The sequence below is a fragment of the Shewanella sp. CAL98-MNA-CIBAN-0140 genome, assembly GCF_040309905.1.
GTDB lineage: Bacteria > Pseudomonadota > Gammaproteobacteria > Enterobacterales > Shewanellaceae > Shewanella > Shewanella psychromarinicola.
The window spans coordinates 37,778-55,331 of sequence record NZ_JBEOPI010000003.1 but is presented as its reverse complement, the minus strand read 5'-3'; the positions used below and the strand labels follow the sequence as shown (position 1 = coordinate 55,331).

At 44.6% G+C, this 17,554-nt stretch carries 8 protein-coding genes; 4 read left to right on the top strand and 4 right to left on the bottom strand.

Annotated elements, in window-relative coordinates:
- The first annotated feature begins 10 nt into the window (after positions 1 to 10).
- From AAEY93_RS02440 to AAEY93_RS02430, 3 genes are all read left to right on the top strand, one after another.
- Positions 11 to 1,843 carry a DUF885 domain-containing protein gene (locus tag AAEY93_RS02440; RefSeq protein ID WP_351074779.1) on the top strand — a complete coding sequence of 611 codons (1,833 nt, stop codon included), beginning with the start codon at positions 11 to 13 and terminating at the stop codon, positions 1,841 to 1,843.
- Positions 1,844 to 2,554: 711 nt separating this feature from the next.
- Entirely contained in the window at positions 2,555 to 3,592 is a 1,038-nt protein-coding gene (locus AAEY93_RS02435) for a sodium:calcium antiporter (RefSeq protein WP_198554718.1), read from the top strand.
- Between the two features lie 251 nt (positions 3,593 to 3,843).
- Positions 3,844 to 4,065: a penicillin-binding protein gene (locus AAEY93_RS02430; protein WP_351074885.1), complete on the top strand. Its 222-nt coding sequence runs from the start codon at positions 3,844 to 3,846 to the stop codon at positions 4,063 to 4,065.
- A gap of 246 nt (positions 4,066 to 4,311) precedes the next feature.
- Here AAEY93_RS02430 and AAEY93_RS02425 read toward each other — a convergent pair whose 3' ends face one another.
- Entirely contained in the window at positions 4,312 to 5,247 is a 936-nt protein-coding gene (locus tag AAEY93_RS02425) for a DUF4382 domain-containing protein (RefSeq protein WP_157822162.1), read from the bottom strand.
- Between the two features lie 533 nt (positions 5,248 to 5,780).
- Between AAEY93_RS02425 and AAEY93_RS02420 the strand changes: the two genes are divergently transcribed.
- Entirely contained in the window at positions 5,781 to 7,418 is a 1,638-nt protein-coding gene (locus AAEY93_RS02420; RefSeq protein ID WP_351074776.1) for a hypothetical protein, read from the top strand.
- Between the two features lie 384 nt (positions 7,419 to 7,802).
- Here AAEY93_RS02420 and recD read toward each other — a convergent pair whose 3' ends face one another.
- From recD to recC, 3 genes are read right to left on the bottom strand one after another with little or no spacing between them, the layout of a single operon-like run.
- Positions 7,803 to 9,884, bottom strand: a complete 2,082-nt coding sequence (gene recD / locus AAEY93_RS02415) for an exodeoxyribonuclease V subunit alpha (RefSeq protein ID WP_351074774.1) — start codon at positions 9,882 to 9,884, stop codon at positions 7,803 to 7,805.
- A complete protein-coding gene (locus AAEY93_RS02410) occupies positions 9,878 to 13,723 on the bottom strand; it encodes a UvrD-helicase domain-containing protein (protein ID WP_351074772.1) in 3,846 nt (1,281 codons plus the stop codon). Before AAEY93_RS02410 ends, recD begins: the two co-directional genes overlap by 7 nt.
- Positions 13,723 to 17,478, bottom strand: coding sequence for an exodeoxyribonuclease V subunit gamma (gene recC / locus AAEY93_RS02405; protein WP_351074770.1), 3,756 nt, complete (start codon positions 17,476 to 17,478; stop codon positions 13,723 to 13,725). Before recC ends, AAEY93_RS02410 begins: the two co-directional genes overlap by 1 nt.
- Between the last annotated feature and the right edge of the window lie 76 nt (positions 17,479 to 17,554).

The following is a 17,554-nucleotide window of genomic DNA, read 5'->3' as shown; positions in this document are numbered from 1 at the left end:
AGGAATGGATATGATTAAGAAATCATTAAAATGGATCGCAGTAGGTACCTTAGGACTAGCGACACTGGGTGGGGGATTTGCCGCACACGAATGGTATGCAGACAAACCTTTTTTATTTAGGGCTTATCTCGACCGAGCATTGGTCAAAATGGCCTTTAAAGACCCAGAAACATTAACGTCATTAGGCTTTCTGGAGTCAATAGGCATAACAGGTCATAACGCTCACTTAGATAATGTTGATCCCGCCAACGATCAAGCTATGTTTGATGAATTGGTCGAGTTTCGTAAGGGGTTAATGCAATATCAAAATGTTGATTTAGATGAAAATCAACAACTGTCGAAAGACGTGGCCTTGTATTTATTAGATATGTTGGATGAGTTCAAAAAATATCAATATCATAATTATCCCGCTAACCAAATGTTTGGTATTCAAAGCGCTTTTCCAAGCTTTATGGAATCGACTCACCAAGTGAATACTCTAGAAGATGCGCACAATTATTTGTCACGATTAGGAGAAGTTAATCGCAAGTTTGGTCAATATTTATTGGGGCTTAAGAAACGCGAACAAATGGGCATCATTCCTCCACGTTTTGTTATTGATCGCGTGTTAGATGAAATGCGCGGTTTTATCGCGACTCCTGCCACAGACAATATTCTGTATACCTCATTACAAACCAAAATGGATAAAGCTGAGGACATCAGTGACGAAGATAAACAAACTATTTTAGCCCAAACCGATGTCGCTATTCGTGATGCGGTATACCCAGCTTATGACCTGTTTATTGATTACTTTGATACCTTAAAAACGAAAGCCGGTACTGACGATGGTTACTGGCGTTTGCCTGATGGTGATAAAGCGTACAAATTAGCATTGCGATTTTTTACCACTACAGATTACAGCGCAGATTATATTCATGACTTGGGCTTGTCTGAGGTGGCGCGTATTCACCTAGAAATGATGGCCATTTTTGACGCTGAAGGCGTTGATGTTTCAAATGGATATTTGGCGGCAATGAATGAGTTTTCTGCCAGAAAAGAGTTTTATTATGACGATTCCGATGCAGGCCGCGCACAAATTCTAAAAGATTATCAAACAATATTAGATGAAGTTGACCAAGGATTAGGTGAGACATTTAATATTCGCCCTAAAGCGGGAATGGAAGTGGTCCGTATTCCTGAATTTAAAGAGAAAACAGCACCAGGTGCGTATTACCAAGGTCCATCATTGGATGGTACTCGTCCAGGACGCTTCTTCGCTAATTTGTACGATATCAAAACAACGCCTAAATACGGCATGAGAACCTTAGCCTATCATGAGGGGATCCCGGGGCATCATTTTCAAGTTTCTATTGCGATGGAACTGGAAGGTATGCCACTTATTCGACGTTTTGCCCCTTTTACCGCCTACAACGAAGGTTGGGCTCTTTATGCTGAACGCTTAGCCTATGAGCAAGGGTTTCAAAAAAAACCTGCAGATAATATTGGTCGTCTTACGGATGAGTTACTGCGAGCAGTAAGGTTAGTTGTCGATACAGGGCTTCACCATAAAAAGTGGACCCGAGAGCAGGCTATCGAGTATATGGCCAATAATACCGGCCGTGCTGAGCGCGATGTGGTGTCTGAAATTGAGCGCTATATTGTAATGCCGGGTCAGGCGACATCTTATAAAGTGGGTATGATGAAAATTTTAGAGCTGCGTCAAAAGTCAAAAGACAGCTTAGGCGATAAGTTTGATCTACGCGAGTTTCATGATGCAGTCTTAAAAAATGGCGCGATGCCTCTGGACTTACTTGAGCGGGTTATCGACAGTTATATTGCGGCCAAGCAAGCAGAAACGACATAAGTCGTCATAAGTTAGCTATAAGTTAGCCTCAATCAGAGCTGTTAACTTGATTTACGCTCTAAAAACCAGTTGCATCACAACTGGTTTGTTAACTTTTTGTCCCGGTAATCCCGCCTCGTTATTACACCATTATCTTCATTATTATTTTGCTATTACTTGAATATGCCTGCAGAAAATAGGTTGAAAATAATCACCGAATTTGGCCATTCATTTAAAAATGCAGTAGGTGCTTTACTGACATTAACCGAAGATGGTGAAAGTGTAGAGTGAAAACGAGCTTGAAAAACACCGGCAGAGGGACCTCATCCAGCCAACACTGGCTCTGTGCTTAAATACTAGTTTATAAAACTAACCACTTCTTTAACTTGATTCGTACTAAGCCTTTCTGCTGAGTTGGACCTGGCATATTGGTCACGACGATTACACATCTCGAGGGTAATTAATGAATGAAATCTATCTTATTCCCGTTTGAATAGTCGTAAAAGTGCATAATCTGGATTAAGCATCGGCCAAGTCCAACAAGCGATTTATGCCTTGCAAAAAGAACAACCCATGAAGACTAAATTGTTATCTTGAATACAGATTCACTGGCGCCGTCTGTGTTTATTCCAAACGGGTTATTAAGCTAGCAAACTTACCTCAATCATAGGTATTCAAAAAAGGCTGTTGACTGCTATTATTGAGTTCTAACAGGATGTTTGGAGTACTCACATGATAGTCGACCCAGGCAGCTGGTCGCTGGCGGTTGTTGTGACAGCCTTCGCTGGCATCACAACTATCATCGGTTGGTTTGGTATCAAGATGACTAAAACCGCACGCGACCTTGCCCACAATACGGGCTTAGGTGAAGCACTTATGGGAGCGGTTTTCATTGGTGCATCAACATCGCTGTCTGGGATCACGACTTCCGTTTCAGCCGCTGCCGCGGGATACGCGGAACTGGCAGTAAGCAACGGCTTAGGAGGCATAGCGGCACAAACCGTGTTTCTTGCTTTAGCTGATATTGCATACAAGCGCGCGAACCTGGAGCACGCAGCTGCATCCGCTGAAAATCTATTCATGTCAGCCTTTCTTCTGACCTTACTAAGCATCCATGCGCTAGCGTTATCTTTCCCGACTATCAGCTTCTTCGCCGTCCATCCGGCGACGGTGATTGTGATCTTTGCATATATTTTTGGTGTTCATCTGCTGGCCCGTATGCACCACATGCCGATGTGGTTTCCGAGAAAGACGGCCGACACTGCATCAGAACCAGCGGGTCACCGCTATCGCAGCCGTCACCTTTGGAGGCTCTGGCTACAATTTATCGGCTATGCGGCTATTGTCGCCTTGGCTGGTTGGGGTCTCGCGCAACTTGCAATACCTCTTGGGGATAAAACGGGTTTGTCACACAGCATTGTCGGCGGAGTGTTTACGGCCGTCTCTACGTCAGTTCCTGAACTCGTTGTCGCCATCACCGCGGTTAGGATGGGCGCGCCAAACTTGGCTGTCGGTGATATTATCGGCGGCAATGCATTTGACACGCTATTCATCGCAGCATCGGATTTAGCCTATAGAGAAGGCTCTATTTATGCTGCCATTTCGAGCGCCGAGCAATTCTGGCTCGCCAACTCGATGCTGATGACATGTGTGCTTATCATGGGATTGATCTATCGTGAGCGCCACGGGCTAGGGAACATTGGTTTGGAAAGTGTTATTTTGCTGATGTTGTATTTCGGAGGGATAGCGACTTTATTTGTATCCCCGTAGCGCGGTTCAAAATCCTTTTGTTGAAATACGGATGTTAACCATGAGAGAGCGGCCTAATAAGCTAGCCAAAGGTATCTAGAGAAAGTTGGGCCATATAATGTAGCATGGTTATTTTTACTCCAGCGGACCGACATAACTCGCCTGGTTTTTACTTACACAATCAATCGCAAGTCTGCGTGAAGTGGTCAAGTTAAATAAGGCGCTTTAAAATCCAAACAATTAGATGAGGAATTTTTTATATGAGTGAGGAAATAAGTGAAAAAATGAATGGACCTGCTTTAAACGCATTGAAAATTGCGTTTACCTACATGCCTAAATCAATTGAAGTCACTAAATATGAGTATGGTGATGATTACAAAAAGATATTAGATCACATTGAAACCGTTAGGGAAATGTTATTGATTAATGATGTTGATCCTGAAGAGGTTTACGGTGAAATCAACCCTGAGAGCACGCCCAATTCATCATATTGATTTAGTGGTGTTGAGTGTTGTTAGGTGATATAGCGATAAAAATGGAACGGTAATAGTAGTGCAGGTAACCCAGTGACGTGCTGGCAGTCGACAACCCATTTTTTGGTAACGTCTTGGGCTACTTAATCTAGTGTTTTGGGTGAACGTTTCAAGGGTAGAAAAATGGGTGGCACGATTATAAGGATTGACAAAACTAAAACTAAAAAGGACCCATTCATGAATAAATAGGTCCTTAGGTTCAGGCCACTAATCTTTGCAATCCATAATATTTAGATGTCCCCCTGTCGTGCCCGCCTCGACGGTAACTGCGCCAGCATCTTTAAATATTACAAATGGCCCATCTGTAATATTATCTGCTTCAGGATCATCAAGATGACCTAGGCACGTATATCCCACATGATAATCGCCAGCCGGTAAGTAACCCATTGTAAAGTGCCAATCACCTAGGTTGTCCTGAAAAACAGGACCCACTGAAATCGGCTCAGTTAACCCGTCAGGCGGAGTCGATCCCATATCGGCCATCATGGATAATTCAGTCACTTTTGCTGGATATAGATAGGCTAGATGCTCAAAAATACCATTGTCAGCCAAATCGACATAGGTAGTTTCACAATCTGCAATCCACTGAGCATCAACATCACCACGTAAATGCCCCATATCTGCATTATCGACAGACCACACGCCTCGGTGTCGCAATTGGAATTTATCTTGCTGCTGGGTTAACGCTTTATAGAGATTAATCTCCATTGTCATTTCCAAGTTCTTGTTCGCGGTTACTTGGAAATTTCGAAGTGGTAACTTTCCCTCTTCGGCTTCTAGAGCAAAGCGCCCTTGGGCATTATTAATATATGAGCCTTGATTACCATCACCTTGTACGATGCTGATATATGCATCATTATATTGACCTGCTTTGAGTTGAAATTTATTCAGCACCAAATTACGTTCCATTCCTTGATACTGTAGTAAATTAAACTCACGATTTTGCAACGTAATACGCTGCTCTTCACCTTGTTGATTTTTCACAACAAGCTGATCTAACACCATGCCTACTTCGTTAACACCTGACATTGGTGCGTCTGATATCGCGATAGTCAACTCACCTTTGTCTGTAGCATCATCGCTATTACAAGCACATAGGATCAATGCTGCTGTCAAAGTCATTGCAAACTTAATCTTATTCATTTTAACCTCCCTCGCCATTTAACACACTCCAAGGTTAGGGCTATCGCATGAGAGCTTGCTTTTTGAACGCTACGCTTAACCTGCAAACAAAAAACAAGAAATCGTTCAAGCTATGAAGACTTGATGAACTATGGCAGCTCATTAAACAAACTAATACTGTTCAAAAAACGTTCGCGATTTCACCCTAGTTTCAAGATACGCTTGCGAACCGGACACAAATTGATCTTGGTCAATATTTGAGCAAGTTGGGGTGTTATTTTTTAGTTTATCGGTTTAACGCAGTCTAATCTTATCATGTGCGGTAAATATTATATTCTGAGAATTATAAGCCAAGATTCAAATATTTTTAACTTAGCCGTAATCTCAGAGGTATGAGCGAATTCTTAATAATTACCGCTAACTCATTGGGTCGCAGACAGCACTAAGTGGATGATTCCTGAACAACAATATTATTACGTAATTATCTTATAAGTTTGGACCAATGCGTATTTTGCAAATCGTTGTTATACATCTAAATGACAGGGAGTTATAAAATGAAAAAATATATTTTTGCCTTGAAAAGTTACATTGCACTGCTTCTGATTACCTGCTTAATCATTACTGCTAATATCAGTGCTGCCCCCAGTGGTGGAAGGGGCGGTGGAGGAGGTGGAAGTGACGGTGAAAGTGGAGATACACCTGACTATAAGGAGCTAGTTATTCTCTATCGGGATGAAAACGGTGTTCCCATCCCAACAGAACCACAGCTTGTAATCGATCCCGAGACTGGTTTAGAGGTCTGGGGGGGATTATGTAGACAACCCATCGCTTTTAATGTGTCCAACGACTTCGATACTATGTGTCCAACGAGTTGCGCGGTGAAAATAGGTGGAAAAGATGTTGTTAGTAGCATCGATCAATACTCCTGCGCAGTCGCCGCTGAATGCACGGGCTGTACACAGGAGGTTGATTTTGGTCGTATAAATGTTGCTAGATCGGGTTCATCAGTATTTGAATCTCAATTAGACGACGTGATTGTGAGCTTGTCCACCGCAGATTGTGTCACTCTCGATCCCGCCGGACGTTTAGTTGCTAACACGGTCGAAAATGGCATTGATCCGACTACGCCAATAGTAGTGACCAGCACTATCGACTCGCCAATACAGAATCTAGCTATCTACAGGCAACTGATGCTGACGGGTGACATAGGTGTTGGTTTACCTGAAGGTGTTGATGTACTTAACACCGCAGCAAGGGGGATCGGTACAGCGTCTGGAAAGTCTGGCGAAGTTAATGTGGATCTGATTGTCTATCTCAATCAGATATTTGGTCTGACGGAAGTGGATGACACTATCCTTGGCAAACTATATGAGGATTACAGGGAAGAAGTAAAAGGTAATATGGAAACTGTCACTAAAGTCTTCTTGGACTTTGGAGATTATAGGTATGCTCGCTTAGAAAACTTCTCAAGTGAGACTAAATCACTGCCCAGACCCGCTTATATACTTGGCGATACAAGCTTTGGCTTCTTCGAGTATTTGGCCGTCACTCCTGATAATTTAGATCGATTCTTCATCAAAAAGGGCTCTATCCTAGAGGCGGTGTTCTGTAATAATTTTGATGAAAATGGGCATTGTGTTGCCGATATGGCCGATTCAACTACTGGAGAGGGTATTGCTGCTGGTTTCACTGGCGGTAATATCGGTGGGTTTGCCCAATCAGCTGATGATACTCGCGCCGTGATTAATTTCATGCACAACTGGCCGATGCCGCTCGATTATGCCACCCCTGTATCTTGCGTGGCCTCGAGCAATATCACCTATGACTTATCGATCAGTAATGAATCCGGTCTACAGGTACCCGTGCGCATGATAGACGGCATGGAAGAGGGCAGAGAATTTATTGTGTCCATCGCCAATGCAGGGCCAGACGCTGCTTCCGGTACCGTTACGGTAAGCGCCGAAGAGACAAATGGACGCCCTATCAATGGCTCACCATGGATTTTTGAATTCACTGATCTAGGTGCCAACAGAAGTGAGTCGTTCACTCAAATCTTCATTATTGACCTTGGTTATGCTACTACCATTAACTGGACGGCCACAGTGGCTAGCGCAGATGATGCAAACCCCAACAACAACGACGTTACCGCAACCACCAGCATAAAAGTGACACAAGGGGGTGGCAGAAAGTAATCAATCAACGTGATTTGCTGCAAACCACACTTATCCGAGCTACAACCGTTAGAAAATGAAAAAAAAGGGGTTGGAAATCGCCCCTTTTTTAATAGAAGTGGAATAAATTGAGTCAAATCGTGGCCAAGCCCGACAAAAACTAATAAACAGTAGAATAATCAACTTAATATAAAATCGATTAGCGATGTTCAATCATTCAGTTGTCGACCATTATTTTTGTAGGTCTAAGTGCTGTTATCCGTCATTCGGTTTGACTTGCCGCTACAAAGATTGATTGTATGACGAAAAACCCAGTCTGAATAGTAAACCTGCGTGTTAGCCCAACAACACGCGTTGTAGCATTACTCTTCCCCCAAATTACTCCCGCAAACGCTCTCCACACAATCAGCCCCACAATCTCCAAGCTAACCCCGATGCTCGCGATGTGGCTTGTTTGCTGGCTTTTTCAAATATCATGTTAGTGCCTAAACAATAGAAATGGTTCTTTGCGCGGGTGATGGCGGTGTAAAGCAGTTCTTTACTGAGTAACTGCCATTGGGCTGGGCTGGGCTTATGGGGTAACACAAAACTGACCTTATCAAACTCGCTGCCTTGGCTCTTATGTACTGTCATGGCATAGCAAGTGTCGTGGCTCGGTAAGCGTGCCGGTAATACTTTGAGCAAGCTGCCATCAGCCATCACAAAGTGGGCCATTAAGCGACTCGGCTTAGTGCTGTCTTGCAAGATTAAGCCAATATCGCCATTAAATAAGCCTAAGTTGTAATCGTTACTTTGAATAATGATTGGTCGACCTAAATAGAATTCATGGTGTGGATTAATCAGTTTGGTCTGTTTAAGGCTGTCGGTGATGGCGATGTTCATCCCTTCGACACCAAACTCACCCGCGCGCATGGCGCACAACACCCGATAGTGATTGAAGCTGTCGATGATGGTTTGTTCTGAATGGGGCAATGTTATGACACTGTCTTGTACATCCGCTTGATCCAACATCGTCTGCTGATTTATCCTTTGCTGATTTTCTTGCACCAAACTTAGATACTCACCATAAGCTTGTACCGATAAGGTCAATAACGCTTGTTTGCCGCTGTTATCGCCCAGGGCGTTATGTTGATGCTCAAACCAGTTTAATTCGGCATGTTTTTGTAGCCATACTTGGCGAATTGCATTCACATTAGATTGATTGACCGCACTCGCTAATAGCCCAATCCCCCGATCGCCTTTAAAACGATGGCTGTGCATCAGCATGCATAAACTATCACCAATCTTAGGTTGTGGATCAATAAACTGGCTAACATCTTGTTGGGTTAATTGCTCAATTAGTTTGGCTTGCGCTGCGCTGTAGCGCATTGACCACGGTGATGAGTTTGCTTGGTTAGAATGTTGTTTTAAGCCAACACAAATATCGGCTAACACTGCGCCAGCTTCTACTGATGCTAATTGGTCTTGGTCGCCTAGTAATATCAAGCGACCATGAGGCGGCAGGGCACTAAGTAGTTTATACATCATAGGTAAGTCGACCATTGATGCCTCATCGACAACCAATAAATCTAACCGCAGTGGATTATGTTGATGATGCCTAAATTGATGCGAGTTGGGGATCACTCCCAGTAATCGATGCAATGTTGAGGCGTCTTCTGGAATTTGTTTTAGCGAATCGATTAATATCTTCGCCAATGCTGGGTAGGTGACTTGGGTTAGCTCTTGCAATAAACGCTGTTTTGACGCCTTGATAGACTCACTCAGCCTTGCTGCTGCTTTGCCTGTGGGCGCGACCAAACGGATTGTTAGCGCCGATTGGGTCAACAGTAACAGTAATAATTTAGTCACTGTGGTGGTTTTACCGGTTCCCGGGCCGCCAGTGATCACCGCTAATGCCTTGACTAATGCAGTGGCAGTGGCGATTTTTTGCCAGTTAAATTGACTGTTATGGCTGTTTTCTGCGGTAAATAAGCACTCGATCAGTTGCGGCAGGTTGGTGTTATCGACGGTGCTGTTATTAACGTTGATGTCAATCGGTTGATTGGCCAGTTGGGTTAACTTAGCGGCCACTTGAGTTTCAAAGAAATGGTACTTGTTTAAATATAAGCGCCCATGCTCAAAAATCATCGGGGTGTTATCGCCCGGCTGACCTACAGCGTCGAATAAACATATTTGCTCAATCAATTGTTGATGGTTGAGTTTGATAGCGCAATTGATCTCAGCGTGACGATGGCTATCTTCTGCCATGGGGTTGCCTAAATCAATTTGATCAACGACTAAACAACTGTGCTGATTAGACAATTGCTGGCTGAGCAAGGCGCAAATGAGTAAAAACAGCTGCGATTGTGCTTCGGTAATGCTTGGGTCGTTATTGATGGTTTCAATGTTGGCCAGCTCTAGCGCAAAATGCCTATCGAGCGCAGTAATGAGTCGCTGCTGTTGCCAAAGGTCGAGTAACTGCGTGATCGGGTGGCTGAGCATTAACATGATGATGTCTCCGGGGCTCGATTGTCTGTCTGATCTGAAAATAAGCGGTCGAGTTGTTCGATTAATGCTTGCGGTGGTTTGTCGTAAAATACTCCAGCACCTGGGTGCTGTGGATGCATACCGCGTAAAAACAGATAATAACAGCCGCCAATATGCTGCTGATAATTATAGTCTGGTAATCTGAGCGACAAGTAGCGATGCAGCGCCAAGGTATAGAGGATGTATTGTAAATTGTAGCGATGACTATCAATGGCTTTAGCCATTGCCGAGTGAGTGTAATCGCTATATTTATCACCCAAATGATTGGACTTATAATCGGCAATATAAAATTGTCCTTGGTGTTCAAAGGTTAAATCGATAAAGCCTTTTAGCATGCCTTTTAAGGTGTCAAAGTCGAGTCCGCCGACATAACCGTGCTGCTGCAAAAGGTGATTTAGTTTCGCTGCCGGTAAGGTTGAAATCGGTAAGTAGAACTCCATTTCGACCATTTTTTGCTGCATGCCTAATTGGCTCAATGTCACCGCCGAAGTGGGTTGATCTTGGCTATTATCGACAACAGACAGTGACGCATCCTCTGACGCTGACGCGGTAATTAATGGCGCGGAAAACGATGGCGGAATAAATAGTGGCGCGGTTAATATTTGCTGATACCAAGTGGTTAACGGTTGTTGCCAAAGGGTTTCATCAAAACCATATTGTTTCATGGCTTTAGCCAGTGCTGGTGGCAGTTCGCTGTCGGCTAGAGTGAAATCAAACAGTTCTAACACTAGATGCATAAAACTACCGGCATTGGCGCCACGCTCGAAACTAAAGCGATCCAGTACCGGTTCGGTGATAACGTCATCTTGCAACTGTAATTGAATTAACTCATCACTGAAATCTTCATCATCGGCGCCGGGCGCGACTCTTTCATGTGGCAAATGTTTGACTAAGCCTGAATAACTGCCGACCCGCCAAGCTAGGCTCTTTGCTCGAGTCACTTTTTTGGCCATTAAGGCGTCATTATTATCATTGATATCTGCGAGTACTGAATCGTCAATATCGCTGGTTAAACATTGCACACTCATCGCCGGTAAGGTCGCAATCGCATTCACTCTGGCTTGAATAAGGGCAAAGTCAGTTTTCTTGTCGGTAATACCCAATAAATAACCGATACCGGTTTCATGCAACTGGCTGCTGATCCCAGCCTTTAACTGGCGGCTTTGGTTGGCAATATACACATAACACACGTAAACCGGTCGAGTTAACGCCACATACAGCAGGCGTAAATCTTCGGCGAGGGTTTCTTGTTTCAGTTGCTCCCAGCCTTCGTCGGTGGCGTCGACATCCCAAATAAGCTGCTCATTTTTATGGTACATCATCGGTGCTGGGCGTTTTTTATTGCCACGGGCTAAGCTGACAAACGGCACAAAGCACACTGGATACTCTAGGCCCTTACTCTTATGAATGGTGACAATTTGCACCAAGTTCTGTTCGCTTTCTAAGCGCAGTTGCTGCTCATCACCACCATTGTTACCAATCAGTTGTTGCTCGTACCAGTTAATAAGCGCGCTGCTGCCATCGAGTTCAGTGGCTTTTTGCTGCAGTAATTCGGCTAAATGCCTAAAGTCGGTTAAGCGTCTTTCACCCGATGCTTTTAAATCTGCTGAGTTGTCTTCATCAGCATCATTGAAGTTACTGTCAATGCTAATGTAATGGTCATCAACATCGATGGCCTCGGAGGTTAATGATTGCGACAAATAGCGGTGGATCAGTTGGGTTTCGCTGGCAAAGTTAAGCAGCGCTGGCATTACGCCGCGCTGTTGCCACAACTGATGCCAATGTAGAAATTGATCTAATACGTGCTGACGTTGCTCTTCATTCTGATTAAATTGATGAATGCGTTGGGCATTAAAACCGACCAGTTCGGTGGCGAGTGCGGCGCGGATAGCGCGTTCATCTTTGGGCGTGGCTAATGCGTACAGTAGAATCGCCATTTCACGGGCTTCAATGGTGTTAAATACACTGTCCCGGCTTAAAAATACTGCGCCAATTTTACGGGCTGATAACGCGGCTTTCATTACTGCGGCTTCATTACGGTCGCGCACTAATATAGCAATATCTTTAGCGATTAACGGCTCGCCTGGATGATCTAGGCTTGCATGGACTTTACATAACCCTTGTTGTGCTTCGGTGAGTAAGCGCTTTATTTCACTGGCCGCATCAGCGGCTAAGCGCTGCCTTGCGGTGGTTTTATTTAGGCCGTTAACATCGTCTTCTGCTAATAAGCGGATCCGCAGAGCTGCGGGATTTGGCTTAGCTTCGCTAAGGTGTTTATTGGCCGCCGATGAGGGTGTTTTGACACTATCATAAGGAATGGCTTGGCTAATAAAAGGATCGTCATGTTGGCTGAATAACTGATTAACCCCATTAACTAACTGAGTCGATGAGCGGTAATTAGTATCAAGATTATAATGCGCTTGAGTTTGTTGGCGCGCGGCAATATAGGTATAAATGTCAGCGCCACGAAAAGCATAAATAGCCTGTTTGGGATCGCCAATCATTAATAAGCTTAAGTGACCTTTAGGCGTATCATTTTGTTGAGCCTTAGCAGACGTATCTGGGGTTAACTCAAGTTGTGAGGCTAACGGCTGCTGATACACCTGATTGAAAATAGTAAATTGCAGTGGGTCGGTGTCTTGGAATTCATCAATTAACGCCACCGGAAACCGCTTAGCAATGGCATGGGCGAGGGTGATTGGATTTTGGCTTAGCGCCATGGCTAAGCTGAGCAACAGATCATCTGGGGTCATTAAGTTGCGTTGCTGTTTTTGGCCGGCAAAACGCTGACGTATTCCCTCACGGGCACGCACTAAAAACGACGGGATCAGCTCGTTAATCAGTTCCAGTAAACGCTCAATATGATCCAGTAATGGCGCTTCAGTTGCCGTCGGGATCACGCCACCTTTGTTGAGCTTTAGCTCGGACAATGCTAACTGTTCAAGCGCTTTTAATGGCGGTAATCCCTGGCCAAATTTAACCCAGTTAGTCACGCTGTCAAACAGTTGGCTAAGCTTAGGGTAGCCGTCGGCGGCTTTACCAAAACGTTGGCCGTTTAAGGGTAACGATTGTAATAATTCCAGCGTGTTGTCGTGCAGGCTTTGCCAAAGTAAGGTAAAGCGGCTGATGCTTTGGCTTAGCTGTTGTTGCAGTTTTTCAAAGGCTGGTGGTTGTTTTGATAGCACAGCTTGGCTGGCACCTAATAATGGTCGCAGCTTTTGGGCTAAAACATCGGGTTCTGCAAACACATCACTAATGGCTTGGGCCAAAAAGGGTGGCAATGGATAACAGACTTCACGCCAGAAATCGCGCACCGCATGGTGTAAAAACTCACTGTCATCGAGAGTAAACTCTGACTCAAATAACAATGATGATTCAAATGCCATGTCGGACAACACCCGTTGGCAAAAGGCATGAATGGTGAAAATAGCCGCTTCATCTAACGACTTTAAGGCTAAATCTAAGCGTCTTAAGGCTATTGGGCGCTGAGCCTCTGAGGTGTCTTGGTAAAGTTGTTCAATAAAGTCATCATTAACGGCTAAGCCTAAAAAACGCTTAAACGCTAATTTAATCCGTTTGCGAATACGGTCTCGCAGCTCTTCGGTGGCGGAGTTGGTGAAGGTGACTACCAAAATTTGCTCACAACTTAACGGCGATTGCTCACCGTGACCGAGTAACAAGCGTAAATATAAACCTGAAATAGTATAGGTTTTGCCGGTACCCGCACTGGCTTCAATTAAGCTGGAGCCGTTAAAAGGTAAGGTGAGGGCATTTAGCGGTGCGACGTTAATAGGCTCCATTATTGCGCTCCTTGTTGGGCTGCGCTGGAAATGAATTGCGCTTGAATGTCTACCGCTGTGCCACTGACAAAGGGTTCTAATTCCGCCAGTTTATCTTTGTGATATTGGCTTAACATGGGCTGCAGCAATTGGTTGGCTAACGCGCCAAATGTCGCTTCACCAAAGTCGTCTGGGAAATGAAATAACCGCTGGTTATGTGGATCGTGGCCTTCACCAAATTTATTTTGGCCATCATCCCATTTTTGCTGGGCTTTGAGCAGCTTTTCATCATGATCGCCTTCGGTTTCAACATAGGTAAAAGCTGTTTTAGGCATAAAACACAAGGGTTGAGCTTGGCCTTGAATAAAACCAGTGATAAAGCGCATCAATTGCGCTTTGGCTTGCTCGGCAGTAATTGGTGCAAAGGCATGAAAATGACCAATGTCGAGTAGGTAACTAAATTGATTTTTACCTAAGCCCGACGTTGACGAATTGGCCATAGCATTGATGCACAAATGGCGTAAGTATACTCGAATAAAATCCCGTCCGTGGGCTGTGCCTGGGCGGTAATTAACTAAACCTTTAGGCAAAATATCGTCAATACGCCCGGCAAGATTCACTCGCACCTTTGGTGCATGCTCTTGTGCTGGTAAATCCTGCACCAGTAGATCAAAGTTAACATCCACATGTAAAGTGTGCATGGCTTGTTGATCTTGTAAAAACTGCACCCGATTAATCAATGGCGATATATCGCGTAAATATTGGCTGATTAACAAGTCATCAAACGGCGCCATCGGCAGTTCACCACTGGTTTTGAGCTTGCTGAGCAACTCATTATCAGGGCTGTCGAGTTGGTGTTCAATGGCATTGTCGAGCATTCTTGATTGCAGTAAATAGCGCTCGAGTGCATTTAAGCTGAAGGGTTCGTCGTTGTCATCGGCTTGAATATTGAGCGACAAATCCACTTTTAAACTGCGGTTAAAGAAAAATTGCGCCGGATTACGATAAAAACGGATTAATGACGATAACTCAAGCTCGACCACTTTAATCCCTTCACTATTGATTTGAGTGTGGGCAAATACCTCATCGGCTTGTTCGACCGATAAAGGTAATGCTTGCTGGAAAAAGTGATTATTGATGGTCGCATTGGCTGGTGGCGGGCACCATTGGGCATTAAAACTGTGTTGTAATTTGCTTAAGCTATCGACAGTTTGTTGTGTGTCGCGAAACAGTTTAGCGTCAAAAGGTTGTAATGGTTGTGCTTGAATGAGCTGGGTTAATACGGCTTTGTCGGCGTCATCAAGGTTGATATCAGCTTGCTGTTCAAGCTGCTGCACCATTTTTTGCGGCAGGTAGCTTAGTTGGCAATATTCCACTAACTCAGAGACTAACATCGACGCAATACGCTCAGCGTTATCGCGTTCACTGTGGCCAATATAACTAATATACAGTTGCTCTCTGGCTGACAATAACGCCTCTAAAAACAGGTATCGGTCGTCTAATCGGCGCGAACGGTCACCTTTTTTAGGGCCAAAATGGGCCATTAAATCAAACCCGACAGGATGTTGTACCCGTGGATAGACGCCGTCATTCATGCCCAGCAAACACACCACCTTAAAGGGAATAGAGCGCATGGGCATTAAAGTACAAAAATTGACGCTGCCGGCAAGATAACGTTGGCCGACTCGGGATTCCGTTAAGCGTTGATTAAACCATTGTTTCAACACTTCGATATTCACTTGGCCTTGATGACCGGCACTGTCAAGTTCGGTGTCGAGGGTAACCAAGGCGTCGCGAATGGCTTGAATCTGCTCGCGTTCATCATCGTCGGTGTCGTAACAATCGGCTAGTAACTGCTGTAATTGCTCGAGGCGTTCAGTTGTACTGAAGTCGCTGGCAAATAACGTAAAATAGCGGTCAATGGTTTCTAAAAAGTTGAGCAGTTTACCTAATGCCTGTGATGACTGACCTTCAATGCCTTGTACCATTAAGGTGTCGCGGTAAATGTCGGCCTCGTCGTTAAAGGCGTAACCTAGGATTAAACGCTTAATGCCAAATGCCCATGAGTTTTGTGCAAAAGGTTGCACGCCTAATTGGCTGCGAGTTTGTTCACTGCGTCCCCAACGCACATTGGCATCATCTAACCAGCGGCGGATCAATGACAATTCGTCATCATCGAGTTGGAAGCGGCGCAAAATGGCTGGCACTTCTAAAATACCGATAATGTCCGTTAGGCCAAAGCGACTTTGATTGATGTTTAACAGGCTTAAAAAGCTATTAATTAATGGTGACTCTTGCGCCGCGCCTCGGTCGGCAATGGCATAGGGAATATAGTAGTCGCCTTTTTGCGGGTTTTTATCGGCAAAATACTGACTGTTGGCGGTGCCAAATACCGCATCAATATAGGGGGCATAAGCGGCCACATCGGGCATCATGATCACGATGTCTTTCGGGGTTAATTCACTATTGTTAGACAGTAACGCTAAAAGGTGATCATGTAAGGTTTCTACTTCTCGCAGGGCACTGTGGCAACTGCGCAGCGTAATCGAATCATCGCTGGGTAATAATTCACGGCGAGCATGAATATCTTGGTATAAATCTGCATTTGGCCCTAATGGCTGGCCAAGAGTTTCCATTTGTAGGATATCGTATTGCACCCCGTGCAGCAGGTTGTTGGGCTCGGGTTCCACATAACAATCGTAACCAAAGTCGGTATGTTCTGGCGGTAGGCCAAGCATTAAATCGAGCAGTTCACGGCCCATTTGACCATTATTGGCCAATATCGGGTTACCCACTTCTAGCTTGTCTTCCCAGTCTTGGTCGAGTTGTTTTTTGTTGGCGTATTGCAGTGCCATGCGAGCGCGGGTTTTGGGTTCAATAATGTCGCCCCAATAATGCTGGCAAGGGCTGAGTGATAACATAATAACGTCAATACGACTGGCCAAGTGGTACAAGACATCCAGCGTTTGCGGCGGCATGGAGGAAATACCAAACACGTATAATCGTGCGGGTAGCATGGATAAGTCAGTGTCTGGATTGGCTAAGGTTGCGATTAAGTCGGCATGCAAATTGGCGCGATGATAATGGCTGGCGTGTAAATGGTGTTGGTTATAGTCGATTAATGCCCGCCACAGGATCGGTTGCCATTGTTGGTTTTCATCTAATGTAAGGCGATTGTCTAGGCTCGATAATGGCTGGTTTTGCTCCCACGCTAAAATCCACTCGGGGCGATAGACTAAGTATTGGTCAAAAATATCGGCAATACGGCCACACAATTGAAACAGCTTAATCGCGTCATGTGACTGATTGAGTTGCAATAAGGCGTGGGTATTTGCTGTATGAACATCGGTATCAGTATTCGCGTCTACACCTACATCTGTATCAGCAACATCAGTTGATGCATCTATTGTGGTATCTACTTGCGGTGATAAGTATTGTTTTAGCGGACTAAAATCAGGGTTATCTAACAGACTGGGTAATAAGTCCATCAATTTCCACGTCATGGCGGCTTTGGTAAAGGCGTTATCTTTTGGCACATTAGGCAGCAAGTCATGGCACAACTGCCAGGTAAAACTTGATGGCAAAGGGAACGATAATGCGGCAGCGATACCATTGTGTTTAGCAATCTCTAAGCGTAGCCAAGTCGACATTCCCGGGCTTTGTACTAACACATGCTCACTGGCTAATAAACTGACGTTATCTAAGGGAATGGCCAATAGTTTGGCCAGTTGTTCAGATAACACTTCCATCTGATTAGATTGAATTAAAGTAAGCATGGGCAACCCGCTAATTTGAGATTAATTCATTCTATGGACTCTGTCTGAATTCATCAATCAAAACCGTTAATAATCA